Annotated in this window: 23 protein-coding genes; 13 read left to right on the top strand and 10 right to left on the bottom strand. The window is 65.8% G+C overall.

From position 1 onward, the window contains the following. Nucleotides 1–321: 321 nt before the first annotated feature. Both N5C91_RS00975 and hslO read right to left on the bottom strand, forming a co-directional pair. On the bottom strand, nucleotides 322–1,863 hold the full coding sequence (locus N5C91_RS00975) for a phosphoenolpyruvate carboxykinase (RefSeq protein WP_236171083.1): 1,542 nt from the start codon (nucleotides 1,861–1,863) through the stop codon (nucleotides 322–324). A gap of 168 nt (nucleotides 1,864–2,031) precedes the next feature. After that, entirely contained in the window at nucleotides 2,032–2,925 is an 894-nt protein-coding gene (gene hslO, locus N5C91_RS00970) for an Hsp33 family molecular chaperone HslO (protein ID WP_279827043.1), read from the bottom strand. Between the two features lie 118 nt (nucleotides 2,926–3,043). Here hslO and N5C91_RS00965 point away from each other — a divergent pair, with 118 nt between their 5' ends. Continuing rightward, the gene (locus N5C91_RS00965) at nucleotides 3,044–3,844 is read left to right on the top strand and encodes a phosphatase PAP2 family protein (protein WP_236171081.1); all 801 of its coding nucleotides are present in this window, start codon (nucleotides 3,044–3,046) and stop codon (nucleotides 3,842–3,844) included. 45 nt (nucleotides 3,845–3,889) lie between these two features. On the opposite strand, the gene N5C91_RS00960 is transcribed toward N5C91_RS00965, so the two are convergent. Next, the gene (locus N5C91_RS00960; RefSeq protein WP_236199194.1) at nucleotides 3,890–4,282 is read right to left on the bottom strand and encodes a S4 domain-containing protein; all 393 of its coding nucleotides are present in this window, start codon (nucleotides 4,280–4,282) and stop codon (nucleotides 3,890–3,892) included. A 134-nt stretch (nucleotides 4,283–4,416) separates the two neighbouring features. Here N5C91_RS00960 and N5C91_RS00955 point away from each other — a divergent pair, with 134 nt between their 5' ends. From N5C91_RS00955 to N5C91_RS00945, 3 genes are all read left to right on the top strand, one after another. Beyond that, on the top strand, nucleotides 4,417–4,860 hold the full coding sequence (locus tag N5C91_RS00955; protein WP_275094684.1) for an ATP-dependent zinc protease: 444 nt from the start codon (nucleotides 4,417–4,419) through the stop codon (nucleotides 4,858–4,860). Next, nucleotides 4,857–5,762: a 30S ribosomal protein S6--L-glutamate ligase gene (gene rimK / locus N5C91_RS00950; RefSeq protein WP_038803545.1), complete on the top strand. Its 906-nt coding sequence runs from the start codon at nucleotides 4,857–4,859 to the stop codon at nucleotides 5,760–5,762. Before N5C91_RS00955 ends, rimK begins: the two co-directional genes overlap by 4 nt. Before the next feature lie 281 nt (nucleotides 5,763–6,043). Next, nucleotides 6,044–6,973: an LD-carboxypeptidase gene (locus tag N5C91_RS00945; RefSeq protein WP_279827031.1), complete on the top strand. Its 930-nt coding sequence runs from the start codon at nucleotides 6,044–6,046 to the stop codon at nucleotides 6,971–6,973. 138 nt (nucleotides 6,974–7,111) lie between these two features. Here the strand turns inward: N5C91_RS00945 and N5C91_RS00940 are convergent, their stop codons facing one another. Both N5C91_RS00940 and ompR read right to left on the bottom strand, forming a co-directional pair. After that, nucleotides 7,112–8,431 (bottom strand): ATP-binding protein, encoded by a 1,320-nt coding sequence (locus tag N5C91_RS00940; RefSeq protein ID WP_236171079.1) that lies wholly within the window; start codon nucleotides 8,429–8,431, stop codon nucleotides 7,112–7,114. An 88-nt stretch (nucleotides 8,432–8,519) separates the two neighbouring features. Next, a complete protein-coding gene (gene ompR, locus N5C91_RS00935; protein WP_279827028.1) occupies nucleotides 8,520–9,257 on the bottom strand; it encodes a two-component system response regulator OmpR in 738 nt (245 codons plus the stop codon). 223 nt (nucleotides 9,258–9,480) lie between these two features. Here ompR and N5C91_RS00930 point away from each other — a divergent pair, with 223 nt between their 5' ends. The 4 genes from N5C91_RS00930 to N5C91_RS00915 all read left to right on the top strand — a co-directional run bounded on the left by N5C91_RS00930 (nucleotide 9,481) and on the right by N5C91_RS00915 (nucleotide 14,373). After that, complete coding sequence (locus N5C91_RS00930) at nucleotides 9,481–11,820, top strand: Tex family protein (RefSeq protein WP_279827025.1); 2,340 nt, start codon at nucleotides 9,481–9,483, stop codon at nucleotides 11,818–11,820. 9 nt (nucleotides 11,821–11,829) lie between these two features. After that, nucleotides 11,830–12,219, top strand: a complete 390-nt coding sequence (locus N5C91_RS00925) for a PaaI family thioesterase (protein WP_236199197.1) — start codon at nucleotides 11,830–11,832, stop codon at nucleotides 12,217–12,219. 164 nt (nucleotides 12,220–12,383) lie between these two features. Continuing rightward, entirely contained in the window at nucleotides 12,384–13,970 is a 1,587-nt protein-coding gene (gshA, locus tag N5C91_RS00920; RefSeq protein ID WP_279827021.1) for a glutamate--cysteine ligase, read from the top strand. 142 nt (nucleotides 13,971–14,112) lie between these two features. Further along, nucleotides 14,113–14,373 carry a hypothetical protein gene (locus N5C91_RS00915; protein ID WP_236199199.1) on the top strand — a complete coding sequence of 87 codons (261 nt, stop codon included), beginning with the start codon at nucleotides 14,113–14,115 and terminating at the stop codon, nucleotides 14,371–14,373. Here N5C91_RS00915 and argA read toward each other — a convergent pair whose 3' ends face one another. Further along, complete coding sequence (gene argA, locus N5C91_RS00910) at nucleotides 14,374–15,672, bottom strand: amino-acid N-acetyltransferase (RefSeq protein ID WP_236171074.1); 1,299 nt, start codon at nucleotides 15,670–15,672, stop codon at nucleotides 14,374–14,376. It lies immediately after the preceding gene. 170 nt (nucleotides 15,673–15,842) lie between these two features. Beyond that, nucleotides 15,843–16,982 carry an acetylornithine deacetylase gene (gene argE / locus N5C91_RS00905; RefSeq protein ID WP_236171073.1) on the bottom strand — a complete coding sequence of 380 codons (1,140 nt, stop codon included), beginning with the start codon at nucleotides 16,980–16,982 and terminating at the stop codon, nucleotides 15,843–15,845. A 187-nt stretch (nucleotides 16,983–17,169) separates the two neighbouring features. On the opposite strand from argE, the gene N5C91_RS00900 reads away from it, so the two are divergent. The 4 genes from N5C91_RS00900 (at nucleotide 17,170) to N5C91_RS00885 (ending at nucleotide 21,970) form a co-directional block, all read left to right on the top strand. After that, nucleotides 17,170–18,534, top strand: a complete 1,365-nt coding sequence (locus N5C91_RS00900; RefSeq protein WP_236199201.1) for an inorganic triphosphatase — start codon at nucleotides 17,170–17,172, stop codon at nucleotides 18,532–18,534. 153 nt (nucleotides 18,535–18,687) lie between these two features. Next, nucleotides 18,688–20,472 (top strand): GspE/PulE family protein, encoded by a 1,785-nt coding sequence (locus N5C91_RS00895; RefSeq protein ID WP_236171071.1) that lies wholly within the window; start codon nucleotides 18,688–18,690, stop codon nucleotides 20,470–20,472. Between the two features lie 125 nt (nucleotides 20,473–20,597). Then, nucleotides 20,598–21,524 (top strand): SPFH domain-containing protein, encoded by a 927-nt coding sequence (locus tag N5C91_RS00890; protein WP_236171070.1) that lies wholly within the window; start codon nucleotides 20,598–20,600, stop codon nucleotides 21,522–21,524. Then, entirely contained in the window at nucleotides 21,524–21,970 is a 447-nt protein-coding gene (locus N5C91_RS00885) for an NfeD family protein (protein ID WP_236199202.1), read from the top strand. Before N5C91_RS00890 ends, N5C91_RS00885 begins: the two co-directional genes overlap by 1 nt. A gap of 240 nt (nucleotides 21,971–22,210) precedes the next feature. On the opposite strand, the gene lgt is transcribed toward N5C91_RS00885, so the two are convergent. Both lgt and N5C91_RS00875 read right to left on the bottom strand, forming a co-directional pair. After that, nucleotides 22,211–23,011, bottom strand: coding sequence for a prolipoprotein diacylglyceryl transferase (gene lgt, locus N5C91_RS00880; protein WP_236174372.1), 801 nt, complete (start codon nucleotides 23,009–23,011; stop codon nucleotides 22,211–22,213). 20 nt (nucleotides 23,012–23,031) lie between these two features. Continuing rightward, complete coding sequence (locus tag N5C91_RS00875; RefSeq protein WP_236174371.1) at nucleotides 23,032–23,814, bottom strand: sulfite exporter TauE/SafE family protein; 783 nt, start codon at nucleotides 23,812–23,814, stop codon at nucleotides 23,032–23,034. Nucleotides 23,815–23,928: 114 nt separating this feature from the next. Here N5C91_RS00875 and N5C91_RS00870 point away from each other — a divergent pair, with 114 nt between their 5' ends. Then, nucleotides 23,929–24,675, top strand: coding sequence for an NRDE family protein (locus N5C91_RS00870; protein ID WP_236199204.1), 747 nt, complete (start codon nucleotides 23,929–23,931; stop codon nucleotides 24,673–24,675). On the opposite strand, the gene N5C91_RS00865 is transcribed toward N5C91_RS00870, so the two are convergent. Beyond that, on the bottom strand, nucleotides 24,672–25,697 hold the full coding sequence (locus N5C91_RS00865; RefSeq protein WP_279827004.1) for a sensor domain-containing diguanylate cyclase: 1,026 nt from the start codon (nucleotides 25,695–25,697) through the stop codon (nucleotides 24,672–24,674). The genes N5C91_RS00870 and N5C91_RS00865 overlap by 4 nt on opposite strands. Nucleotides 25,698–25,722 lie beyond the last annotated feature (25 nt).

The following is a 25,722-nucleotide window of genomic DNA, read 5'->3' as shown; positions in this document are numbered from 1 at the left end:
CTTTCATGGGCGTCCACCCAGCCTGGGAAGCGCTTTTGCAGGAACGCGCCATGTTCGTGATCGCGGGTGAAGCACTCCTACAACGGCAAGAGCCCCTCACCCTAACCCTCTCCCGCAAGCGGGAGAGGGAACCGTTCAGTACAGGGTGGCAGCACAGCGTCAGCCGGTGCGACCTGCCCCTCTCCCTCTGGGAGAGGTTGGGTGAGGGCAAGCGTTGGCGCTGACTCCCCAGGACAACAGTTGCTCCTATAAAGAAGCTCGGGCGGCGAGACGAGAAATGAAAAAGCCGCCCGAAGGCGGCTCTTTCCAGAACAGGCTCGCTTACAGCTGCGGGCCGGCGTTCTTGATGGCGTCGCTCACGTCGAACTTCTTGAAGTTGTCGATGAACTTGCTGGCCAGGCCCTTGGCGGCTTCGTCGTAGGCAGCCTTGTCTTCCCAGGTGTTGCGCGGGTTGAGCAGGTTGGTCTCGACGCCCGGAACGACCTTCGGCACGTCCAGGTTGATGATGTCCAGGTGCTCGGTCTCGGCACCGATCAGAGCGCCGCTCTGGATGGCCGCGATCACGCCACGGGTGGTCGGGATGTTGAAGCGCTTGCCGACGCCATAGCCACCGCCGGTCCAGCCGGTGTTGACCAGGTAGACCTTGGAACCGAAGGCCTGGATGCGCTTGATCAGCAGCTCGGCGTAAACGCCAGCCGGGCGCGGGAAGAACGGTGCGCCGAAGCAGGTGGAGAAGGTCGACTTGATGCCGCCGCCCGAACCCATTTCGGTGGAACCGACCAGCGCGGTGTAGCCGGACAGGAAGTGGTAGGCCGCCTGCTCGTTGTTCAGGATCGACACCGGCGGCAGAACGCCGGTCAGGTCGCAGGTCAGGAAGATCACGGCATTGGGCTCGCCGCCGAGGTTCTTCTCGGAACGCTTCTCGACGTTCTCCAGCGGGTAGGCCGCGCGGGAGTTCTGGGTCAGGCTGTCATCGGCGTAATTCGGGGTGCGGTTTTCGTCGAGGACGACGTTTTCCAGCACGGCGCCGAACTTGATGGCTTTCCAGATGACCGGCTCGTTCTTCTCGGACAGGTCGATGCACTTGGCGTAGCAGCCGCCTTCGATGTTGAAGACAACGCCTTCGCCCCAGCCGTGCTCGTCGTCGCCGATCAGGTAACGGCTTTCGTCGGCGGACAGGGTGGTCTTGCCGGTGCCGGACAGACCGAAGAACAGGGTCACGTCGCCGGCTTCACCGATGTTCGCGGCACAGTGCATCGGCAGCACGTCTTTTTCCGGCAGCAGGTAGTTCTGCACGCCGAACATGGCCTTCTTCATTTCACCGGCGTAGCGCATGCCGGCGATCAGCACTTTCTTCTGGGCGAAGTTGAGGATCACGCAGCCATCGGAGTTGGTGCCGTCACGCTCGGGCACGCACTCGAAGTTGGCGACGTTGAGCACCTGCCATTCTTCACGGCCAGCCGGGTTGTACTGCTCGGGCTCGATGAACAGCGCGCGGCCGAACAGGTTCTGCCAGGCAGTGGCGGTGGTCATCTTGACGGCCAGGTAGTGATCCGCTGCGGAACCTACATGAACGTGGGAGACGAAGTGTTCCTGGGCGTTATTGAAGGCCTGGACACGGTCCCACAGGGCATCGAACTTGTCGGCCGGGAACGGACGGTTGATGGCGCCCCATGCGATGGAATCCTTGCTGCCCGGCTCTTCGACGATGAAACGGTCGGCAGGCGAGCGGCCGGTGCGGTGGCCGGTTTTCACGACCAGCGAGCCGTTGTCGGCGAGTTCGCCTTCGCCGCGGCGAATGGCTTCCTCGACCAGTTGGGCAACGCTGATATCGGTGTAAACGGCTTTGTTGGCTTGCGTCATGTGGGTCCCCGTCGGCCGAAGCCGAGTCCTCCAAACATTGCGTAGTGACTTCTGATTCCCACTACCGCGGAAAAAAGTCGCGGGATTATGCCAGAAAAGAAATGGCCAAGTGCAGCCTCTGATCTGGCGAGAGCGCCATTGGTTCGGCTATCGGACAGATAGATGCGGTCAATGGCGGGTTTCTGACGGTGTCTGGCTACCGCCGCCCGAGAACAGCTGGGCAACGTCCGAACCGTCGAAGCGATAACGCTGATTGCAGAACTGGCAGTCGATGACGATCTCGCCATCTTCCTCGGCCAGCAGGCGTTCGGCGTCCTCCTGCCCAAGACTGACCAGCGCGTTGGCCGAGCGTTCCCGCGAGCAGCTGCAGCGGAACACCAGCGGCTGCGGATCGAACAGGCGCACATCGTCCTCGTGATACAGGCGATGCAACACGGTGGCGTTGTCCAGGCCCAGCAATTCCTCGGCGGTGAGGGTATCGGCCAGGGTGGTGACGTGCTGCCAGCTGGCTTCCCGCGACTCAGCGTCGCGCTGGCGGTCGGCCGGCAGTTGCTGCAGCAGCAGGCCACGGGCGCGACGGCTGTCGGCATTGAGCCAGAAGCGGGTCGGGAGCTGCTCGGACGTGGCGAAATAGGTCGACAGGCAGTCCGCCAGGGTCGCGCCTTCCAGCGGCACGATGCCCTGGTAGCGCTTGCCGTTCTTCGGGTCGACGGTGAGGGTCAGGACGCCATGCGGCATCAGCTCGGCGAGCCCCGCGGCATTGCCGATGGCCTGCGCATCGTAGCGGGCCAGGCCGCGTACTTCGCGATCACTGGAGCACTCGACCATCAGCAGCGGCACCGCGCCGCTGGAGCGCGCCTGCAGCACCAGCAGGCCGTCGAACTTCAGGGTGCCGCAAAGCAGCGCGGCGGCGGCTAGCATTTCTCCGAGCAGCTGGGCGACCGGCTGCGGATAGGGGTGTTTGGCCAGCACTTCGGCGTAGCTGCGGTCGAGCTCCACCAGCTCACCACGGACATCGGTGTTGTCGAACAGGAAACGCTGACTTTGATCGATTCTGGACATGCTGGGCACAACGCTGCGATAGGCACAAATAAATGACAAGTTGATGGCAAAGGCCTATAAAGCGCGCTTTGCAGCACCCACCCATATTCGAGTGGTTCCGTAAGGGGGTATCGATTTTATGGACAAAACCACGCCGTTCCAAGCCACCTGGTCCTGGAAGCCCTTCATCGCCTGTCACCTGATGGCGCTCGCCCTGCTTCTGCTGTGGCTCTGGGCCCCCACCCGCAGCGCGATGGACCTGTTCGATTTCAGCCTGTTCAGCCTGCTCAACCAGCCGCTGGCGAGCAATGAAACCTGGCGCATGACCTGGGCCGTGGCCAGCACCCGGCCGTTCGACCTGCTGGTCGGGGTGATCCTCCTGCTCCTGCTGATCCGTGGCGACTGGATCTTCAAGGCGACCCAGGCCCGCGCGGCGACCTTCGGCTTCCTGTGTGCGGCGGTCGTTCTGGTGGTGGTGCGCATTCTCTACGCCAAGATCGCCCACAAGCTGGGCTGGCAGCACGCGAGCATTTCCAGCGTCGCGCCGGATGCCGTACGCCTGGAGCAGTACTTCCCGCAGTGGGAAAACACCGCGTTCGAGGTGAAGGACGAATCCGCCCGCAGCTTCCCCGGCGACCACGCCTCGGTACTGCTGATCTGGGCGCTGTTCCTCACCCTGTTCGCCCGCAACGCCCTGCAGTGGGTGGTGATCTGGGGCCTGGCGCTGCTGTTCATGCTGCCGCGCCTGGTGGCCGGCGCGCACTGGGGCCAGGACGACTACATCGGCGGCGTGCAGATGGCTCTGGTAGCCCTGGCCTGGAGCTGCTTCACCCCGTTCGCCGCCAAGGGCAGCGCCGCCCTTGTGCGCTGGACCGATCCGCTGTTCCGCCTGGCCGCGAAAATCCCGCTGCTCAATCGCCTGAGCGTCGTCGCCGCCTGACGACCGAAGGCTACCGGCGAGGCGCCCATGGCCCTCGCCGGCTGCTCATTCCTGGTCGCGGAAGCTGAACAACTGGCGGCGCTGCTTCTTGGTCGGCCGCCCGTCGGTCTGCACGCCCAGCGCCCCCGCCTTGCGCATCGCCGAAGCATCCTCGCGGCGCTTCACGCTGTCGACGGTTTCCTCATACAGCAACTGCGCCTCGGGCGCGCCACGACGCACCATCGACAGCGCCTTCACCACCACGGTGCGCTCGTCGAAGCCGGTGCGGATCACATATTCCTCGCCAACCTTGGGCTCCTTGCCCGGCTTGCAGCGCTCGCCCCGGCAGTGCACCTTGCCGCCATCGATGGCTTCCTTGGCCAGGGAGCGGGTCTTGTAGAAGCGCGCCGCCCACAGCCACTTGTCCAGACGGACCTTGTCGTCGTCTTTTTCGCTCACTTCACAACCTCGTCATGCGGGTCTGAGAGTGTACCCCGCGCCCCGCTGGCGGGGCACAACCGGCCTGACTAGAATGCCGGCAAACGCCGGGGATACCTGTCTTGAAGACTTTCGACCAGCTGTCGGTAATTGGTCTGCGCGAATGGATCGCCCTGCCCGAACTGGGCATGGTCGGCCTGCGCGCGAAGATCGACACCGGCGCCAGCACGTCCACCCTGCACGCCAGCGACATCGTGCCGTTCCAGCGCGACGGCCAGGACTGGGTGCGCTTCATCGCCCATCTGGGCACCCAGGTGCAGCGCCGTCACCGTTGCGAGGCGCCGGTGGTAACGATGAAAACCATCAGGAGCTCCAATGGCCAGGCCCAGACCCGCTACGTGATCCGCACCCTGCTGGCGCTGGGCGACCGGGCCTGGTCGGTGGAGTTCACCCTGGCCTGCCGCAAGACCATGCGCTACCGCGTACTGCTAGGCTCCAAGGCTCTGGTCCACGGCCAGCTGGTGGTCAACCCGGGCCTCACCTACGTGCAAGACAAACCCCTCATCATGGTTCCCGCCACCCTTCCAGGTGATCAATGAAAATTGCTGTGCTGTCGCGCAATCCGCGTCTGTATTCCACCCGTCGGCTGGTGGAGGCCGGGCAGCAACGCGGCCACGAGATGGTGGTGATCGACACCCTCCGCGCCTACATGAACATCGCCAGCCACAAGCCGCAGATCCACTACCGTGGCAAACCGCTGGAAGGCTTCGACGCGGTGATCCCGCGCATTGGCGCCTCGGTGACCTTCTATGGCTGCGCCGTGCTGCGCCAGTTCGAGATGATGGGGGTGTTCCCGCTCAACGAATCGGTCGCCATCGCCCGCTCCCGCGACAAGCTGCGCTCGTTGCAACTGTTGTCGCGCAAGGGCATCGGCCTGCCGGTGACCGGCTTCGCCCACTCCCCGGATGACGTGCCGGACCTGATCGAGATGGTCGGCGGCGCGCCGCTGGTGATCAAGCTGCTCGAAGGCACCCAGGGCATCGGCGTAGTCCTCTGCGAGACGGAGAAGGCCGCCGAATCCGTGCTGGAAGCCTTCATGGGGCTCAAGCACAACATCATGGTGCAGGAATACATCAAGGAAGCCGGCGGCGCCGACATCCGCTGCTTCGTGGTCGGCGACAAGGTGATCGCCTCGATGAAGCGCCAGGCGGCGGCCGGCGAGTTCCGCTCCAACCTGCACCGCGGCGGCAGCGCCAGCCTGATCAAGATCACCCCGGAAGAGCGCATGACCGCCATCCGCGCCGCCAAGGTGATGGGCCTGCACGTCGCCGGTGTCGACATCCTGCGCTCCAACCATGGGCCGCTGGTGATGGAGGTGAACTCCTCGCCGGGCCTGGAGGGCATCGAAACCACCACCGGCAAGGATATCGCCGGGGTCATCATCGAGTACCTGGAGAAGAATGGCGGGCCGCATCTGGCCCGGACCAAGGGCAAGGGGTGAGCAGGAAGTTAGCATCGGCGCGGGGCTTTGCCCTCACCCCAGCCCTCTCCCTGGGGGAGAGGGGGCCGTCCGTGCCGGCTGACGCCTTGGTTTCATCCTGCACCTATCGATCCCCTCTCCCTCCGGGAGAGGGTTAGGGTGAGGATCAGGGGCCGCATGGCAGCCAAACCAACATGAAGCACCGAGCCCTCGAAGTTCCAGCTCCAAGCTTCATTGCCCCACGGAACCCTTCGCGAGCAAGCTCGCTCCTACAGTTCTCCTGAAGTAACCGGAATCCATTCATGCCTGTTTCCCGCCCCCACGCCGAACTCAAATGGTCGCCCATCGAAGGCCGTGTCGCGCTGGTCGCGCCGGCGTCGGCAATCGCCGAAGAGGTGCTCGAAGCGACCCTGCGCCAGCTGGAAGTACAAGGTGTGGAGTACCACCTTGGCGCCCACGCCGAGGCGCGCTATCGCTATCTGGCGGGAACGCCTGAAGAACGCCTGGAAGACTTCCACGCTGCCTTCGAACGGGACGACGTCAGCGCCGTCTGGTGCCTGCGCGGTGGCTACGGCTGTGGACAGCTCATCCCCCAGCTGGACTGGCGGCGCATCCAGGCCGCCTCGCCGCGTCCGCTGATCGGCTTCTCGGACATTTCCATCCTGCTCAGCGCCTTCCATCGCCAGGGCTTGCCGGCTATCCACGGCATGGTCGCCACCGGCCTGGGCCTGCAACCGCTGAGCGCACCCAGCGAGCAGCGCGAGCGCCTGGCCTCACTGGCGTCGATCAGCCACGTACTGGCCGGCGGCCCAGGCAAGCTGGCAGCCCAGCACCTCGCGGGGCCGAAACGCGCCGTGCAAGGCGAAATGATTGGCGGCAACCTCACCGCGCTGGCCTGCATGGCCGGCACCGCGGGTGCGCTGTACGTACCGGACGGAGCGATCCTGATCCTCGAGGACGTCGGCGAGCCCTACTACCGTATCGAGCGCAGCCTCTGGCAACTGTTGAACAGCCTGAACGGCGCACGTCTGGGCGCCATCTGCCTCGGCACTTTCACCGACTGCCCGCGCAAGGGCGTGGCCCACAGCCTGGAAGAGATCTTCGCCGAGTACGCCGCGACGCTGGGTGTCCCGCTCTACCACGGTCTGCCCAGCGGCCACGGCGCACAGAACCGCGCCTGGCCCTATGGGCGCCAGGCGGTGCTGGAAGGAAAATCCCTGCGCTGGGATTAGAGTCTGCTTAGTATCTCGCGAGCTGGAGCAGAACAAGGCGAGAACAACTGAGAAAGCGCAGTTGATTGCAGTCAATGAGCACTTCCCGGCTGGCCGCAACGCCGTTATGCCGACGCGCAGCAGATCGCAAGCAGGCTCTTAATGCGCGTCGCGCGGCAGCAGCAACCCCAACGGCAGGCAGACGCGCGCTTCCACGCCACCACCCTCGCGGTTGCGCAGCTCGATGCTGCCACCGTGCTGTTCGGCAATGCGCTTGACGATGGCCAGGCCGAGGCCGGTGCCCTTGCCGCCGCGCGCCTTGTCGCCACGGAAGAAGGGATTGAAGATGTTGTCCAGCTCCTGCGGATCGACCCCCGCGCCGCGGTCCAGCACGCTGAGCACCACGTAGGGCGCCCCGCCACCGCCAGCCACGTGGGCCGCTACCTCGACCTTGCCGCCACCGTGGTTGAGGCCGTTCTCGATCAGGTTGCCCAACAGGCGCTTGATCGACACCCGACGGAAGCGGAACAGCGGCAGCGTCTCCAGGCACAGGCGCACGCGGTTGCCGGTCTGGTTGAAGGCATCGGCCACCTCGCGGATCAGGTCGGCAAGGTCACCTTCTTCCACCGGCTCGTCGCGGCCATCGCGGATGAAGGCGAGGAACTGGTCGAGGATGGCATCCATGTCCTCGATGTCACGCACCATGTCTTCCACCATCTCGCGATCGCTTTCGGGCATCAGTTCCAGCGACAGGCGCAGGCGCGTCAATGGCGTGCGCAGATCGTGGGAAACCCCCGCCAGCATCAGCTCGCGCTCGCGCCCACCCTGCTCGACATCGTCGGCCATCTGGTTGAACGCGCGGTACACCTCGGCCATCTCGCTGGGTGTTTCCGGCCCCAACGGCAGGCGCACGCTACGGCCCTTGCCGAACTCGCGGGAGGCAAACACCAGGCGCTTCAGCGGCTGGCTGAGCAGGCGCACGAAAATCCACGCGGCAGCCGTGGACAGCAGGCCGATGCCGAGGAACCAGCCCAGTACACTCCAGATCTGCTGGCCGCGCAGCGGGTGCGGATAGAGCGGCACGCCGATCCAGCCGTCGCCCAGGGTCGGCGCGCGCACCCAGAGCATCGACGGATGGTGGATGCGCAGCCGCGTTTCGGTATCGATACCCAGCTCCATGCGCATCTGCCGCTGGAAGATTTCCGTGTACGGCCAGTGCACTTCCTCCGGCTGCCCCTGCTCATGGGGCGCCCACTTCAGCCCGGCGGACTGGGCGATGGCCTCGCGCGATTTCTCGTCCGCCGCCCAGTAGGCGCGCACGGTCAATGCCGCGCCATGGCTGTACTGGCGGTCGACCAGCATGTCTTCGTTCATCAGCAGGTAGACCAGGGTCAGCGCCTTGGAAAACAGCACGACGATAAGCACCAGCCAGAGGGTGCGGGCGAAGAAGCTTTGCGGGAACCAGAGGGGGGTTTTCATAGGGCAGCGGCAGGCTGCAGGCCATAGGCGTCAGGCCAAAGCGGAAAGGACACACCCCGCCTGTAGCCTGCCGCTTGTAGCCTGCAGCTTAGCGTTTGGCTCCATCCGGCACGAACACGTAACCCACACCCCAGACGGTCTGGATGTAGCGCGGCTTCGACGGATCGGGCTCGATGAGTCGGCGCAGGCGGGAAATCTGCACGTCGATGGAACGCTCCAGGGCGTCCCACTCGCGGCCGCGGGCCAGGTTCATCAGCTTGTCGCGGGTCAGCGGTTCGCGAGCATGCTGCACCAGGGCCTTGAGCACGGCGAACTCACCGGTGGTGAGCATGTGCACTTCCTCACCCTTCTTTAGCTCGCGGGTGGCCAGGTGCAGTTCGTAGTCGCCGAAGGTGACGATCTCGTCCTCGCCCGCCGGCGCGCCCGGCACCAGCGGCGTCTGGCGGCGCAGCACGGCCTTGATCCGCGCCAGCAGCTCGCGCGGGTTGAACGGCTTGGCCAGGTAATCGTCGGCGCCCTGCTCCAGGCCGGAGATACGGCTGGACTCGTCACCCTTGGCGGTGAGCATGATGATCGGGATCTGGTTGTTCGACTCGCGCAGGCGCTTGCATGCGGAGAGGCCATCCTCGCCGGGCATCATCAGGTCCAGCACCACCAGCTGGAACAGCTCGCGGGCCAGCAGGCGGTCCATCTGCTCGGTGTTTTCGACGGCGCGGACACGGTAACCCTGCTCATCGAGGAAGCGCTCCAGCAGTCGGCGCAGGCGCGCGTCGTCATCGACCACGAGGATCTTTTCGCCTTCCGGCAGGGTGGCAGCGTTCGTCATGGAAACTCCCAGAATCTGATTCGGCGGGCATTATCGCCCAGCAGCCGTGCATCACGGCTTGTCCATTGTTAGCAGATTTTTCCCCGACCAGCCGCCCACCCGGTGAAATTGTCGTGGGTATAATGCGGCGCTTTTGCGGCGGGGCGTTGTCACAGAGCCTGTCGTGAGGCCGGGAACCCCGGTCCTGACGTCCCGTAATTCGATTGTTTTGTCAGGTGGATTCATGGACAGCATCAACACCCGTATCGCCGAAGAGCTTTCCGCACTGCCCTCCGGCCGCGTTCAACCGCAGCAAGTCGCCGCTGCCGTCGCCCTGCTCGACGAAGGCTCCACCGTCCCCTTCATCGCCCGCTACCGGAAAGAAGTCACCGGCAGCCTGGATGACACCCAACTGCGCATGCTCGAAGAACGCCTGCGCTACCTGCGCGAGCTGGACGAGCGCCGTGGCGCGATCCTCGCCAGCATCGAGGAACAGGGCAAGCTGACCCCGGAACTGGCCCGCGAGATCAATCTCGCTGACACCAAAACCCGCCTCGAAGACCTCTACCTGCCCTATAAGCAGAAGCGCCGCACCAAGGGCCAGATCGCCCTGGAAGCCGGCCTGGGCGAGCTGGCCGATGCGCTGTTCGCCGACCCGAGCCTGACCCCGGAAAGCGAAGCCGCGCGCTTCGTCGATGCCGAGAAAGGCTTCGCCGACACCAAGGCCGTGCTCGAAGGCGCCAAGTACATCCTCATGGAACGCTTTGCCGAGGACGCGACCCTGCTCGACCGCCTGCGCGGCTTCCTCAAGGACAACGCCACCCTGACCGCACGCCTGGTGCCGGGCAAGGAAACCGAGGGCGCCAAGTTCAGCGACTACTTCGAGCACGACGAGCCGCTGAAGAACGCCCCGTCGCACCGCGCCCTGGCAATCTTCCGTGGCCGCAACGAAGGCGTGCTGAGCGTGGCCCTGAAAGTCGGCGAAGAGTTGCCGGGTACCTCGCACCCCTGCGAAATCATGATTGGCGAGCGCTTCGGCATCGCCAACCAGGGCCGCGCCGCGGACAAGTGGCTCTCCGAGGTGGTGCGCTGGACCTGGAAGGTCAAGCTCTACACCCACCTGGAAACCGACCTGCTGGGCGAGTTGCGCGAAGGCGCCGACCTGGAGGCGATCAACGTGTTCGCGCGCAACCTGCACGACCTGCTGCTGGCCGCCCCGGCCGGCCCGCGCGCCACCCTGGGCCTGGACCCGGGCCTGCGCACCGGCGTGAAGGTCGCCGTGGTCGATGCCACCGGCAAGCTGCTGGACACCGCCACCGTCTACCCGCACGTGCCGAAGAACCAGTGGGACCAGACCATTGCCGTGCTCGCCGCGCTGTGCGCCAAGCACCAGGTGGAGCTGATCGCCATCGGCAACGGCACCGCCAGCCGCGAGACCGACAAGCTGGCCGCCGAACTGATCAAGAAGTATCCGGCGCTCAAGTGCACCAAGATCATGGTCAGCGAGGCCGGCGCTTCGGTGTACTCGGCGTCCGAACTGGCCGCCAGGGAATTCCCGGAGCTGGACGTGTCGCTGCGCGGCGCCGTCTCCATCGCCCGTCGCCTGCAGGACCCGCTGGCCGAGCTGGTGAAGATCGAACCGAAATCCATCGGCGTCGGCCAGTACCAGCATGACGTCTCCCAGCTGCAGCTCGCGCGCAGCCTGGACGCGGTGGTGGAAGACTGCGTGAACGCCGTGGGCGTGGACGTGAATACCGCCTCCGCCGCCCTGCTGGCGCGCATCTCCGGCCTGAACAGCACCCTGGCGCAGAACATCGTCGCGCACCGCGACGCCAACGGCGCCTTCAAGACCCGCGACGAACTGAAGAAAGTCAGCCGCCTGGGCGAGAAGACCTTCGAACAGGCCGCCGGCTTCCTCCGCGTGATGAACGGCGACAACCCGCTGGACGCCTCCGCGGTGCACCCGGAAACCTACCCGCTGGTACAGCGCATCGCTGCCGACACCGGCCGCGACGTGCGCTCGCTGATCGGCGACTCGGGTTTCCTCAAGCGCCTGGACCCGAAGAAATTCACCGACGAACAATTCGGCCTGCCCACCGTCACCGACATCCTCAAGGAACTCGACAAGCCCGGCCGCGACCCGCGCCCGGAGTTCAAGACCGCGGAGTTCCAGGAAGGCGTCGAGAGCCTGAAGGACCTCACCCCCGGCATGGTCCTCGAAGGCGTGGTGACCAACGTCACCAACTTCGGCGCCTTCGTCGATATCGGCGTCCACCAGGACGGCCTGGTGCACATCTCCGCGCTGTCGGAGAAGTTCGTCAAGGACCCGTACGAAGTGGTCAAGGCCGGTGACATCGTCAAGGTCAAGGTCATGGAAGTGGACATCCCGCGCAACCGCGTCGGCCTGTCCATGCGCATGGGCGACACCCCCGGCGAGAAGGTCGACGGCCCGCGCGGCGGCGGCCGTCCCGGCAACGGCGCATCGCGTGGCGAACGCAGCGCCCCGCGCCAGCAGGAGAAGGCTCCGGCAAACAACGCCATGGCCTCGCTGTTCGCCAACGCCAAGCAACTGAAGAAGAAGTAAGGAAGGTCCATGAGCGAGATGCCCGCCCGCGAGCTGATGATCAGCCGCTTCAGCGACACCCTTGGCGTGCAGCCGATCCGGGTCGCCGATGGCGAAGCCGAGGTGCTGCTGCCGATGGCCGAGCACCTGCGCAACCGCGGCAACGTCATGCACGGCGGCGCACTCTTCACGCTGATGGACATGACCATGGGCCTGGCCTGTTCCAGCTCCCATGGTTTCGACCGGCAGAGCGTCACCCTGGAATGCAAGATCAACTACATCCGCGCGGTCGCCGAAGGCGAAGTGCGCTGTGTGGCGAAGGTCCTGCATGCCGGGCGGCGCACGCTGGTAGTGGAAGCCGACATCCACCAGGGCGACAAGCTGGTCGCCAAGGGACAAGGCACCTTCGCCCAGCTGTAATTCGCCCCGCGACAACTGACCTATGCTGTACGCCGGAGCCCCGGATTTGCGGGCACCGGCACAACGTCTGCGAAAAACCAGGCGACCACGCCGGTTGTTCTCCCCTTGTAGACCGCCCAGTCCACCCCCATAGTGGGGCGATTGCCGTGTGAAGGACTTCCAACTTGAGCGACCAACTCTCCCGCCGCCTGGCCCTGCTTGGCGATGCCGCCAATCTGTCCCTGCTCACCCAGTGCCTGCACGGTATCGAGCGCGAATGCCTGCGCGTCGATGAACGCGGCAAGCTCGCCCTGACCCCGCACCCGCGCGCCCTCGGCTCGGCACTGACCAACCCGCAGATCACCACGGACTACTCCGAATCGCTGCTGGAGTTCATCACCCCGACCTCCACCAGCGTCGAGAAGACCCTGGAAGAACTGGGTGACATCCACCGTTTCGCCAATCAGAAACTCGATGGTGAATACCTGTGGAGCCCGTCCATGCCCTGCGAGCTGCCGGATGAAGAGACCATCCCGATCGCCCGCTACGGCAGCTCGCACATCGGCCGTCTGAAGTACGTCTACCGCAAGGGCCTGGCCCTGCGCTACGGCAAGACCATGCAGTGCATCGCCGGCATTCACTACAACTTCTCTCTGCCCGAGGGCATCTGGGAGCTGCTGCGCCAGGACGAAGGCAGCGAGAAGAGCCCGCGGGACTTCCAGTCGCACCGCTACATCGCGATGATCCGCAATTTCCGTCGCTACAGCTGGCTGCTGATGTACCTGTTCGGCGCCTCGCCGGCCCTCGACGCCGGCTTCCTGCGCGGCCGCCCACACGGCCTGGAAGCCTTCGACGAACACACGCTTTACCTGCCCTACGCCACCAGCCTGCGCATGAGCGACCTGGGCTACCAGAACAACGCCCAGGCCGGCCTGACGCCCTGCTACAACGACCTCGACAGCTACATCGACAGCCTGCGCCGCGCGGTGAGCACGCCGTACGCGCCGTACGAGAAGGTCGGCACCAAGGTCGACGGCGAATGGGTGCAGCTCAACACCAACATCCTGCAGATCGAGAACGAGTACTACTCGAGCATCCGTCCGAAGCGCGTCACCTACACCGGCGAGCGCCCGATCCAGGCGCTGATGGCCCGCGGCGTGCAGTACGTCGAGGCGCGCTGCCTGGACATCAACCCGTTCCTGCCGCTGGGTATCGACGTCACCGAGGCGCGCTTCCTCGACGCCTTCCTGCTCTACTGCGCGCTGTCCGACAGCCCGCCGCTGGGCGGTTGCGAGTGCGGTTCGGCGACCAGCAACTTCCTCAAGGTGGTCAAGGAAGGGCGGCGTCCGGGGCTGAAGCTCGAGCGCGGCGGCCAGCAGATCGCGATGCAGGACTGGGCCAACAGCCTGCTCGACGCCATCGCACCGATCATCGATCTGCTCGATCGCGCCAACGCCGGCAGCCTGCACGCGCAGAGCCTGGCCGAGCAGCGCGCCAAGGTCGCGGATGCCGACCTGACGCCTTCGGCGAGGGTTCTCGCCGAGATGCGCGAGCGCGGCGAGAGCTTCGAAGCCTTCGCCCTGCGCTACAGCCGCCAGCACGCCGAATTGCTGCGCAGCGAGCCGCTGAGCGCCACGGAGCAGGCACGCTTCGAAGGCATGGCCAGCACTTCCCTGGCCGAACAGGCGGAGCTGGAGAACCAGCCCGAAGGCGATTTCGACACCTTCGTCGCCGCCTACCAGGCGAGCATCCTCGGTCTGCTCAGCGTCTGACGGTGCAAGAAATCGCTGACGTGCAGCTCATAGAGTTCTGATCGGCAACCTGCGAGGGCGGAGGGGAGAATCCTCTCCTCCTTGCGGATCGCCGCCGGCCCGACCGGCGCGATCCGCGCAAGACCTCGCAGGAAACCTTCCCATGCCCTCCCAATCCCCCTCATGGACGCTTCATCAACTGGAAGTCGCCTACCAACAGGGCTATCTGGAAGCGCTGCTCAAGCGCGCACCCCGCTGCCCCGCCCACGAGGTGCTGGCGGCCAGTTGGGAAGCAGGCTGGCGGGATGGCGCCGAACGGCTGCGCCAATGGCAGGACAGGCTGCCTGCCGCCACTGCCGCGCCGCGCAAGGTGCCGCGCCTGAGCGCGCGGATCAGGCGAACCGAACCGGACGAGCGCAGCTGATCAGAGCGTCTTCTCGAACACCTGGGAATTGCGCTGGTAGTTGTACAGCGACGCCCGAGCCGCCGGCAGACGTTCCACGCTACTGGGCTGGAAACCGCGCTCGCGGAACCAGTGGGCGGTCCTGGTGGTAAGCACGTAGAGGGTCTTCAGACCGAGGTTGCGTGCGCGCTGCTCGATACGCTCGAGCAGGTCGTCGCCGCGCCCGCCGTGGCGGTATTCCGGATTCACCGCCAGGCACGCCAGCTCGCCCGAATCGGAATCGGCGATCGGATAGAGCGCCGCGCAGGCGATGATCAGCCCTTCGCGCTCGACGATGCTGAACTGTTCGATCTCGCGCTCCAGCACTTCACGTGAACGGCGTACCAGGATGCCCTGCTCTTCCAGCGGGCGAATCAGTTCCAGCAATCCGCCGACATCCTCGATGCCTGCTTCGCGCAACTGCTCGAATTGCTCCTGGGCGACCAGGGTGCCGTTGCCGGTGCGGGTAAAGAGCTCGCTGAGCAGCGAACCGTCCTCGGTGTAGCTGACGATATGGCTGCGCCGCACACCCGCGCGGCAAGCCTGGGCGGCGGCGTCGAGCAACTCGCCCTGATAACTCGAGCCGAGGCGCTCCAGGTGCGCAGGCACCTGCTGCGGGCGCAACTCGCGCACCAGCTTGCCGGCCTCGTCCATCAGACCGCGCTCGGCTCCGTAGAGGATCAGCTTGTCCGCCCCCAGGTCGATGGCCGCACGCATGGCCACGTCTTCGCAGGCAAGGTTGAAGATTTCCCCGGTGGGCGAATAACCCAGCGGCGAGAGCAGCACGATGCTGCGCTCATCGAGCTGGCGGTTGATGCCCTTGCGGTCGATCCGCCGCACTTCGCCGGTGTGGTGATAGTCGATGCCATCGACCACGCCGATCGGCCGCGCGGTGACGAAATTGCCCGAGGTCACGCGCATCCGCGAACCCTGCATGGGCGAGGCCGCCATGTCCATCGACAGGCGTGCCTCGATGGTGATGCGCAGGCTGCCCACCGCGTCGATCACGCAGCCCAGGGTCGGCGCATCGGTGACCCGCAGGCCGCGATGGAAACGCGGCGCCAGTCCATGGGAGGCCAGGCGCGCCTCGATCTGCGGGCGCGAACCATGCACCAGCACCAGGCGCACGCCCAGGCTGTGCAGCAGCACCAGGTCGTGGACGATATTGCCGAAGTTGGGGTCTTCGACGCCCTCGCCGGGGAGCATCACCACGAAGGTGCAGTCCCGGTGCGAGTTGATGTAGGGGGAGGCGTGACGCAGCCAGTTGACGTAGTCGTGCATTGCTTGAAAAGCCTGTCGTTCGAGTGGGCGAAAATCTGTCGGATGCGGCCGAAAGGCGGCCAGTGGCGGCGCGGTTATCGTCGTCGCAGGAACATCGACAGGTTTCTCCTCTTGGGTACGTTGGGCCCGCTTTCCGGGCGCTCTACAGGCAACTGCCTACGCGGGGCTCGCTATAGACAGTAATGACGGATCAAGCCGCGCAGCAACGCTACGGTCGGCTCGATGCGGTCCAGTTCAAGGTGTTCATCGGGCTGGTGGGCACAGGCGATGTCGCCGGGGCCCAGCACCAGGGTCTGGCAGCCGAGCTGCTGAAGATACGGTGCTTCGGTGCCAAAGGCTACCGCTTCCGCCGTGTGCCCGGTCAGACTTTCGGCCAGTCGCACCAGCTCGCTCTGCGCCGGCTCCTCGAACGGCGGCACGGCAGGGAACAACGGTGCGTAATCGATCTTCACGGCATGGCGCTCGGCAACCGGCTGCAGGCGCTCGCGGATCGCCTGGCGCAGCGCCTCTGGCGCCATTCCCGGCAGCGGGCGCAGATCGAACTCCAGGGCGCACTGGCCGCAGATGCGGTTGGGGTTGTCGCCGCCGTGGATGCAGCCCAGGTTGAGCGTCGGCTGCGGCACGCTGAACTGCGGGTTGTTGAATTCCTGCTGCCACTGGCTGCGCAGGCTCTGCAACTCGCCCATCACCGCCTGCATGGCCTCCAGCGCGCTGCGCCCCAGGCTCGGGTCGGAGGAATGGCCACTCTGCCCGAGGATGTCGATGCGCTCCATCATCACACCTTTATGCAGGCGGATCGGCTTGAGGTTGGTCGGCTCGCCGATCACCGCGGCGCGCCCCAGCGGGCGCCCGCCGTCGGCCAGTGCGCGGGCGCCGGCCATGGAGCTTTCCTCGTCGCAGGTGGCGAGGATGATCAGCGGCTGCCTGAACGGCTGTTCCAGCAGCGGCAGCAAGGCCTCGATGACCAGGGCGAAGAAGCCCTTCATGTCGCAGGAGCCCAGGCCGAACCAGCGCCCATCGCGCTCGGTCAGGCCCAGTGGGTCGCTTTTCCACAGGGCTTCGTCGTAGGGCACGGTGTCGGTGTGCCCGGCCAGCACCAGGCCGCCGGGGCCGCTGCCCAGGGTGGCGATCAGGTTGAACTTGCCCGGCGACACCGGCTGCATCTCGCAGGCAAAGCCCAGGTCCACCAGCCAGTTGCCAAGCAACTCGACCACCGGGCGGTTGGACTGATCCAGCGCGGGCTGGGTACAGCTGACGGAAGGAACCGCGATCAGCTCGGCAAAGCGTTGTTTCAGGGGCGGCAACGGCATGGCGTCCTCCGAAGATGTGTTCCCACTATGGACCAAGCCACGCTGCGGTAAAACCTCGCGGCGCCCGGCAGGAACGCCGAAGTCCTGTAGACTGCATGACTTTGAAGTCTTTTTCGCGCCCGTCGTTCCGTCCTTCCTACAGCAGGTCGGGAATCCGGGCGCGGCCGCTCTGACCCGGACCCCCGCCATGCAGAAAGAAACCGAAATCAAACTGCGCGCCAGCCGCGAGACCCTCGAAGCCCTGCGCGAGCATCCCGCACTGAAGAAGCGCAACAAATCCGGCTGGGAGCCCCGCGAGCTGTTCAACCAGTACTACGACACCCCCGGCCGCGACCTGGCCCGCGCCCGCGTGGCGCTGCGCATGCGCAAGGACGGCGAGCAGTTCATCCAGACCCTGAAGACCCGCGGCCAGAGCGTGGCGGGCCTGTCCGAGCGCAATGAGTGGGACTGGTACCTGGAGAAGAACAAACTCGATCTCAAGAAGCTCGACGACCAGTGCTGGCCGGCGGCCCTGGCTGACCTGGACAAGAAGAGCCTGAAGCCGATCTTCAGCACCGACTTTACCCGCCAGCGCGCCGAGATCGCCTGGGGCCGCGGCAAGGCCAAGGTGGTGATCGAGGCCGCGCTGGACCTGGGCAAGGTCATCGCCGGCAAGCAGCAAGAGGAAATCTGCGAGCTGGAGCTGGAGCTGCGCCAGGGCGAGCCCGAAGCGCTGCTGGAGCTGGCCATCGAACTGGCTGCCGACCTGCCCCTGATGCCCTGTGATATCAGCAAGGCCGAGCGCGGCTACCGCCTGTTCGACCCGGCCAGCTACAGCATCCAGCCCGACACCCAGAAGCTGCTGCATGAAACCCCGCTGGACGGCGCCTTCGCCGCCCTGTCCTGGTCGTTGCTGGGCAGCAGCCAGCGCCTCGCCGAGCAATACCGCTTCAACGGCCACTGGAGCCTGCTGGAAAGCTGGCTGCAACAGCTGGTCGACCTGCGCGCCCTGCTCGGCAGCCTCGGCCAGGCCGTCCCGCGAGCCAGCACCCGCGAGCTGCGCGCCGCCCTCGACGCGCTGATCAGCGACTGGCAGCCGCGCATCGAACAGGGCCGCGACGACGAGAGCGTGCGCCAGCAGATGCCCTCCGCCTTCCTTGAGGAACTGGCCAAGGTTCGCTGGGGTCAGTTCTCCCTGAGCACCTCGCGCTGGTTGCTGGGCAAGGCCTGGACCACCGAGCGCAACGATCGCGCCAACCGCCTGGGCGGCTCCGCCGTCGGCAAGTGGCTGCAGCGCACCCTGGCCGAAGAGGCTCAGGCAATGCCGCTGCAACGCGCCCAGCAATTGCCCGAAGTGCTCGCCGACCAACAGCCGCGCCTGCAGCGCATGCTGGTCTGGCTGCGCCTGGCGCGCAGCGTGCTGGAGCTGCCGGAAACCGACCGCCTCTACGGCGAACTGGCCAAGCTGCAGGAGCTGCTCGCCACTCCCGACGCCGAGGGTCGCCTGGATGCCCTCGCAGCCCAGGCCCATACTGTGTTGACTCTCAAATCCTGGAAGGCGCTTTTGAAATAAGCTTCAGAGGAGCCGCGCTTTCGGAGCTCTTCGTAGGAGCGAGCTTGCTCGCGAATCAAGTGGTGCCGTGCTCGACCTGGTTCGCGAGCTAGCTCGCTCCTACAGGAAACTCTTTCCGGCCCGTCGCTCCCGCCACGACCAACAGGAGTTCCGATGTCCGTCTTTGCCCCCTCCGCCCAGGACCGTCTGCTCGATCTGGGCGACATTCTGCGCGAACTGGTCACGCAGGGCCGCGTCGATCAGCACGACGCCGAACAGTGCCTGGCGATCCGCCGCAGCGCGGTGAAGAACCAGCAGCATCCGCTGGAGTTCCTCGCGGCGCAGCAGGTCGAAGACCGCCAGCGGCCGGGGCGCAAGCTGGACCTGGACACCCTGGTGCGCTGGCTGGCGGAGTTCTCCGGGCAGCCCTACCTGCGCATCGACCCCCTGAAGATCGACGTCGCCGCACTGACCCCGCTGATGTCCTACGCCTTCGCCCAGCGCCACCACATCCTCGCGGTGGCGGTGAGCCCGGACGAGGTCACCATCGCCAGCGCACAGCCCTTCGTGCACGCCTGGGAGAGCAACCTCACCCACGTGCTCAAGCGCCCGATCAAGCGTGTGGTGGCCAATCCGGTGGACATCCAGCGCTTCACCGTGGAGTTCTATCGCCTCGCCAAGTCGGTGACCGGTGCCAGCTCGCAGGACCAGAAGATCAGCGGTATCGGCAACTTCGAACAGCTGCTCAACCTGGGCGCCAGCGACCAGGAACCCGACGCCAACGATGCGCACATCGTCACCATCGTCGACTGGCTGTTCCAGTACGCCTTCCAGCAGCGCGCCAGCGATATCCACATCGAGCCGCGTCGCGAGCAGGGCACAGTGCGCTTCCGCATCGACGGCGTGCTGCACAACGTCTACCAGTTCCCGCCACAGGTCAGCATGGCGGTGGTCAGCCGCCTCAAGACCCTGGGCCGGATGAACGTCGCCGAGAAGCGCAAGCCGCAGGACGGCCGCGTCAAGACCAAGACCCCGGACGGCGCCGAGGTGGAGCTGCGCCTGTCGACGCTGCCCACCGCCTTCGGCGAGAAGATGGTGATGCGGATCTTCGACCCCGAAGTACTGCTCAAGTCGTTCGACCAGCTCGGCTTCTCGCCGGACGACCTGCGTCGCTGGGAGGCCATGACCAGCCAGCCCAACGGCATCATCCTGGTTACCGGCCCCACCGGTTCGGGCAAGACCACCACGCTCTACACCACGCTCAAGCAGTTGGCGACCGACGAGGTGAACCTCTGCACCATCGAGGACCCGATCGAGATGATCGAACCCTCGTTCAACCAGATGCAGGTGCAACACAACATCGACCTGACCTTCGCCAGCGGCGTGCGCGCCCTGCTGCGTCAGGATCCGGACATCATCATGGTCGGCGAGATCCGCGACCTGGAAACCGCCGAAATGGCGATCCAGGCGGCGCTGACCGGCCACCTGGTGCTCTCCACCCTGCACACCAACGACTCGCCCACCGCCATCACCCGCCTGCTGGAACTGGGCGTGCCGTACTACCTGATCCGCGCCACCGTGCTCGGCGTCATGGCCCAGCGCCTGGTGCGCACCCTCTGCCCGCACTGCAAGGCGCCGATGGAATTGCGCGAGGAGGACTGGCAGGAGGTCACCCGCCCCTGGAACGCCCCGCTGCCCACCAGCGCGCAGCAGGCAGTGGGTTGCCTGGAATGCCGCGACACCGGTTACCGTGGGCGTGCCGGCGTCTACGAGATCATGCTGCTGAGCGAATCGCTGAAGGAGTTGATCACGGCCGACACCGACCTCATCCCGCTGCGACGCCAGGCCTTCAAGGAGGGCATGCGCAGCCTGCGCCTGTCCGGTGCGCAGAAGGTCGCGGCAGGCCTGACGACCATCGAGGAAGTCATGCGGGTGACACCGCAGAGCGAGCAGAAGTAAGCCGCCCGTCAGTCGCCTGAGGAAAAGTCCCCGGGCGCCTGCTGCACTTTCCCGCATACCAGCCCACTGCGCCGGTTCGGTTACACTCGACCCACTTCATCCACGCCAGACAAGGAGTCTTTTGCATGGAAATCGGCAGTGTCGCCCTGCTCTTCGTCATCCTCGCCATCGTCATCGTCCTCATGGGTTTCAAGGTCGTGCCCCAGGGCTTCGAATGGACCATCGAGCGCTTCGGCCGCTACACCGTCACGCTCAAGCCGGGCCTGAGCATCATCATTCCGGTGGTGGACCGCGTCGGCCAGAAGATCAACATGATGGAACGCGTGCTGGACATCCCGCCGCAGGAGGCGATCAGCGCCGACAACGCCATCGTCGAGATCGACGCCGTGTGCTTCTACCAGGTGGTGGATGCGGCGCGCGCCGCCTACGAAGTCAGCGGCCTGGAAAACGCCGTGCGCAACCTGGTGATGACCAACATCCGCACCGTGCTCGGCTCCATGGAACTGGACCACATGCTCAGCCAGCGCGACTCGATCAACGAGCGCCTGCTGCGCACCGTCGATGAGGCCACCGCGCCCTGGGGCCTGAAGGTCACCCGAATCGAGATCAAGGACATCAGCCCGCCGGCCGACCTGGTCGAAGCCATGAGCGGGCAGATGCGCGCCGAGCGCCTCAAGCGCGCGCAGATTCTCGAAGCCGAAGGCAAGCGCGCCGCGGACATCCTCACCGCCGAGGGCGAGAAGCAGGCGCAGATCCTCAAGGCCGAAGGCCAGCGCCAGGCCGCCTTCCTCGAAGCCGAGGCCCGCGAGCGCCAGGCCGAGGCCGAAGCCAAGGCAACCCAGGTGGTTTCCGAGGCCATCGCCACCGGCAACGTGCAGGCGATCAACTACTTTGTCGCGCAGAAGTACGTCGACGCGCTGGGCAAGCTGGCCAGCTCGAACAACAGCAAGATCGTGCTGATGCCGCTGGAAGCCAGCCAGGTGATCGGCTCGGTGGCCGGCATCGGCGAGATCGTCAAGGCCACCTTCGGCGAAACCAAGGGCCGTAGCTGATGGCTGCCTTTCTCCAGAACCTCGGTTTCTGGGACTGGCTGGGCCTGGGCATCGTCCTGCTGATCCTGGAAATCTTCGGCGCCGGCGGCTACCTGCTGTGGATCGGCATTGCCGCCGCGCTCACCGGCGTGCTGTCCTTCCTCGTGCCGGGTCTCGACTGGATCTGGCAGTGCCTGGCCTTCGGCGTGCTGGCGATCCTTACCGCGCTGTACTGGTGGAACCACCAGCGCATCAGCAAGCGCACGGCCGAACCTTCCAGCCTGAACCGCCGCGGCAGCGAGCTGCTGGGCCGGCAGTTCGCCCTGCATGACGCCATCGTCGGCGGGCGCGGCAAGATCCGCGTCGGCGACAGCGTGTGGCTGGTCAGTGGGCCAGACCTGCCGGCCGGCGCGCAGGTGCGGGTGACCGGGCAGGATGGTGTTCTGCTGCTGGTCGAACCTGCCTGACGACGGAGCGAACACGTGCGTGTAGGAGCGAGCTTGCTCGCGAACCCACCCCGCTGCGGACTTTGGTTCGCGAGCACGAGTGTAGGATGGGTGGAGCTTGCGATACCCATCGATATAACCGGTAAGCACATTGATGGGTATCGCTTCGCTCCACACCATCCTACATAGCGGAAACAGCGCCTTAAGCTGATCTCAACAAAAAAGCCCGCCAATCGGCGGGCTTTTGCATGCAGACGAAACTCAGCTCGCGGCCGGCTGCGCCGGAGCGCGGCGGTAGGCCCAGACCATCAGCCCAATGCCGCCGAGGATCATCGGCACGCACAGCACCTGGCCCATGGTCAGCCAGCCCCACGCCAGATAGCCCAACTGGGCATCCGGTACGCGGACGAACTCGACGATGAAGCGGAAGATGCCGTAGCACAGCACGAACAGGCCGGACACCGAGGCGGTCGGGCGCGGCTTGCGAGTGAACAGCCAGAGCACGACGAACAGCGCCACGCCTTCGAGCGCGAACTGGTACAGCTGCGACGGATGACGCGGGTCCGGGCCGCCAGTGGGGAACACCATCGCCCAGGGCACGTCGGTCACCTTGCCCCACAGCTCACCATTGATGAAGTTGCCGATGCGCCCCGCGCCCAGGCCGATCGGCACCAGCGGCGCGATGAAGTCCATCAGCTGGAAGAAGCTCTTGTTGTTGCGCTTGCCGAACCACCAGGTCGCCAGCATCACGCCGATCAGCCCGCCGTGGAACGACATGCCGCCCTTCCACACCTCGAAGATCAGCGTCGGGTTGGCGATGTACTCGTCGAGGTTGTAGAACAGCACGTAGCCCAGGCGACCGCCCAGGACCACGCCGCACGCCACCCAGAACACCAGGTCGGAGAGTTTCTCCTTGGTCCAGGTCGGGTCGAACTCCTTGAGCTTGCGCGAGGCCAGCAGCCAGGCGCCGCCAATGCCGATCAGGTACATCAGGCCGTACCAATGGATTTTCAGCGGCCCGAGATCGAGGGCAACCGGGTTGATCTCTGGATAAGGCAGCATCCGCTTCTCCTAGCAGGAACTCAGATCAGGAAACTCAAGCCCACGCTGAACAACAGCAGGGCGAACAATCGCTTCAGGACAGTGGCCGGCAGGCGATGCGCCAGCCGCGCCCCGATGCGCGCGAAGAACATACTGGTGACGGCGATGCCCAGCAGCGCCGGCAGGTAGACGAAGCCCAGGCTCAGCTCCGGCAGTTTGTCGTTGTGCCAGCCGACGATGATGAAGGATATCGCGCCGGCAATGGCGATCGGCAGGCCGCACGCCGAGGAAGTGGCAACCGCCTGTTGCATGGAGACGCCGCGCCACGAGAGGAAAGGCACGGTCAATGAGCCGCCGCCAATGCCGAAGATCGCCGACGCCCAACCCACCACGCCGCCGGCCACGCCCAGGCCGAAGCGCCCCGGCAGGCCGCGCTCGCCCCTGGGTTGCAGGCCGAGGGCCATCTGGATCGAGACGAGAATGGCAAAGGTGCCGATGATTTTCTGCAAGACCGGTCCCTGGATCTTCGATGCGGTCACCGCGCCGAGCGCGCTGCCGACCAGGATGCCGACGGTCATCCAGGCAAACACGGGCCAGCGCACCGCGCCACGCCGATGGTGTTCGAGGATCGAATTGATCGAGGTGAAGATGATGGTCGCCAGCGACGTCCCGACCGCCATCTGGGTCAGCACATCGGGCGAGAAGCCATGGGCGGTGAAGCTGAACACCAGGGCAGGCACGATGATCAACCCGCCGCCGACGCCGAACAGGCCGGCGAGCACGCCAGCACAGGCGCCAAGCACCAGGTAGAGCACGAACTCCATGGGCAACCTCGGGCAACAAAGCGGGCATGGTAGCCGAAGGCTCCCGGGCGCTCCAGCCACTCCGGGTCATCGGCGGATGTTGATAGACTGCCGGAACACCACGGAGTTCGCCCCATGTGCCTGATCGTCTTCGCCTGGCGTCCCGGCCACGCCACGCCCCTGATCGTCGCGGCCAACCGCGATGAGTTCTACGCCCGCCCGACCCTGCCGCTGGCGGCCTGGGAGGACTACCCCGGCGTCTATGCCGGCCGCGACCTGGAGGCCGGCGGCACCTGGCTGGGTGTGGCCGCAGGTGGGCGTTTCGCCGCCCTGACCAACGTGCGCGATCCCGCCCAGCCGGTGGGTCCGCGCTCCCGCGGCGAGCTGGTGGCCGCCTTCCTGCAAGGCCGGCAGTCACCACTGGAGTACCTGCAGCAGGTCGGCCGTCGCGCCTGCGACTACAGTGGCTTCAACCTGTTGGTGGGGGACAGTAGCCAGCTCTGCTACTTCAATCCTCGCGTCGGCCCGCCGGTAGCGGTCGCGCCGGGAGTGCATGGGCTCTCCAATGCCGCGCTGAACACACCCTGGCCCAAGCTGCTGAGCGCTCGCAGCAAGCTGGAAGCGACGCTGGAGAGGCCGGACACCGGCTCACTGCTGGCGCTGCTGGCCGACCAGCGCCAGCCCGGCGAGGCCGAGCTGCCGGATACCGGCGTCGGCCTGGCGACGGAGCGCCTGCTCTCCAGTGTGTTCATCGCCAGCCCGACCTACGGCACCCGCGCCAGCACCGCACTGATCGTCCAGGCGGACGGCCGCCGCGAGCTGCTGGAGCACAGCTTCGGCCCCAGCGGCGCACGCCTGGGCGAGGTCGCGCTGAGCGTTTAACAGGCGACGATGCAGTCGCGCTGGCGCTTGGCGCGGTAGAGCCCGTCGTCCAGGCGGCGCAGCATGGCCGTCAGGTCCTCGCCAGGCTGCAGCGCAGTCACCGAGAAGCTGGCGGTGAGTTGTGTCGGCAACGAGATGTCCGCCCGGCGCAGGCTCAGGCGCAGCCGCTCGGCCAGTTCACGCGCCGCCTCAGCGGTGGTTTCCGGCAGCAGCACGATGAATTCCTCGCCACCCCAGCGGGCAAAGCAGTCCTCTTCGCGCAGGCGCCGCCGCACCACCTCGGCGACCGCGACCAGCACGCGGTCGCCAGCCTGATGGCCGAGGCTGTCGTTGATGCGCTTGAAGTGGTCGAGGTCGAACATCATCAGCGAGCAGCCATGGCCGTGACGCTGCAGGCGCTGCCATTCGGCATGCAGCTGTTGTTCGAAGCGCCGCCGGTTGGCGATCTGCGTCAGCGGATCGATCTCGGAGAGACGCAGGGCAACGGCGGCCTGCTCGGCCAGCGCCTGGTTGGCCTGGCGCAGGGCTTCGGTACGGGTCTGCACCAGCAGCTCCAGGCTCAGGTTGAGCTGGTGCAGTTCGTGGTTCTTCTCCTGCAGCGCCAGCTCTGCCAGCTTGCGCTCATGGATGTTGCGGTGCGCGCCGATCATCCGCGTCGGCTTGCCATCCGTGTCGAACTCGAAGAAGCGCCCGTGATCGCTGACCCACAGGTAGCTGCCGTCCAGGCAGCGGCAGCGATACTCTTCACGGTAGACGCCGCTGCGACCCTGCACATAGGCATCGAAGGCGAACATGACCCGGCCGAAATCCTCGGGATGGATGATCTCGTGCCAGGTGGCGACGTTTTCCGGAAGGCTGTCGGGGTCATGGCCGAGCATGACGTACCAGCTCGGGCTACGGGTGACGTGGTTGCTGCGAATGCCCCAGTCCCAGATGCCATCGCTGACGATGCTCAAGGCATAGCGCAGGGTGCGGGCGCTGGTATCGGCCTCCGTGCAAGGCGTGACGTCGAGCTCTTCCATAAGCTTCGTCCTGGCCGGTGTGCCG

This window comes from Pseudomonas sp. GD03903 (assembly GCF_029840045.1).
Taxonomy (GTDB): domain Bacteria; phylum Pseudomonadota; class Gammaproteobacteria; order Pseudomonadales; family Pseudomonadaceae; genus Pseudomonas; species Pseudomonas pseudonitroreducens.
This window is presented reverse-complemented; position numbering and strand designations above follow the sequence as displayed.

Excerpts from the sequence above, each read along its gene's own strand:
- N5C91_RS00925 (WP_236199197.1), top strand. The coding sequence starts at position 11,830 with ATGAGCGAGATGCCCGCCCGCGAGCTGATGATCAGCCGCTTCAGCGAC.
- N5C91_RS00865 (WP_279827004.1), bottom strand. The coding sequence starts at position 25,697 with ATGGAAGAGCTCGACGTCACGCCTTGCACGGAGGCCGATACCAGCGCC.
- ompR (WP_279827028.1), bottom strand. The coding sequence starts at position 9,257 with ATGACGAACGCTGCCACCCTGCCGGAAGGCGAAAAGATCCTCGTGGTC.
- N5C91_RS00965 (WP_236171081.1), top strand. The coding sequence starts at position 3,044 with ATGGACAAAACCACGCCGTTCCAAGCCACCTGGTCCTGGAAGCCCTTC.
- argE (WP_236171073.1), bottom strand. The coding sequence starts at position 16,982 with ATGCCGTTGCCGCCCCTGAAACAACGCTTTGCCGAGCTGATCGCGGTT.
- N5C91_RS00895 (WP_236171071.1), top strand. The coding sequence starts at position 18,688 with ATGTCCGTCTTTGCCCCCTCCGCCCAGGACCGTCTGCTCGATCTGGGC.
- N5C91_RS00870 (WP_236199204.1), top strand. The coding sequence starts at position 23,929 with ATGTGCCTGATCGTCTTCGCCTGGCGTCCCGGCCACGCCACGCCCCTG.
- N5C91_RS00900 (WP_236199201.1), top strand. The coding sequence starts at position 17,170 with ATGCAGAAAGAAACCGAAATCAAACTGCGCGCCAGCCGCGAGACCCTC.
- lgt (WP_236174372.1), bottom strand. The coding sequence starts at position 23,011 with ATGCTGCCTTATCCAGAGATCAACCCGGTTGCCCTCGATCTCGGGCCG.
- argA (WP_236171074.1), bottom strand. The coding sequence starts at position 15,672 with ATGCACGACTACGTCAACTGGCTGCGTCACGCCTCCCCCTACATCAAC.
- N5C91_RS00940 (WP_236171079.1), bottom strand. The coding sequence starts at position 8,431 with ATGAAAACCCCCCTCTGGTTCCCGCAAAGCTTCTTCGCCCGCACCCTC.
- N5C91_RS00930 (WP_279827025.1), top strand. The coding sequence starts at position 9,481 with ATGGACAGCATCAACACCCGTATCGCCGAAGAGCTTTCCGCACTGCCC.
- N5C91_RS00975 (WP_236171083.1), bottom strand. The coding sequence starts at position 1,863 with ATGACGCAAGCCAACAAAGCCGTTTACACCGATATCAGCGTTGCCCAA.
- N5C91_RS00915 (WP_236199199.1), top strand. The coding sequence starts at position 14,113 with ATGCCCTCCCAATCCCCCTCATGGACGCTTCATCAACTGGAAGTCGCC.
- rimK (WP_038803545.1), top strand. The coding sequence starts at position 4,857 with ATGAAAATTGCTGTGCTGTCGCGCAATCCGCGTCTGTATTCCACCCGT.
- N5C91_RS00875 (WP_236174371.1), bottom strand. The coding sequence starts at position 23,814 with ATGGAGTTCGTGCTCTACCTGGTGCTTGGCGCCTGTGCTGGCGTGCTC.
- hslO (WP_279827043.1), bottom strand. The coding sequence starts at position 2,925 with ATGTCCAGAATCGATCAAAGTCAGCGTTTCCTGTTCGACAACACCGAT.
- N5C91_RS00890 (WP_236171070.1), top strand. The coding sequence starts at position 20,598 with ATGGAAATCGGCAGTGTCGCCCTGCTCTTCGTCATCCTCGCCATCGTC.
- N5C91_RS00885 (WP_236199202.1), top strand. The coding sequence starts at position 21,524 with ATGGCTGCCTTTCTCCAGAACCTCGGTTTCTGGGACTGGCTGGGCCTG.
- N5C91_RS00945 (WP_279827031.1), top strand. The coding sequence starts at position 6,044 with ATGCCTGTTTCCCGCCCCCACGCCGAACTCAAATGGTCGCCCATCGAA.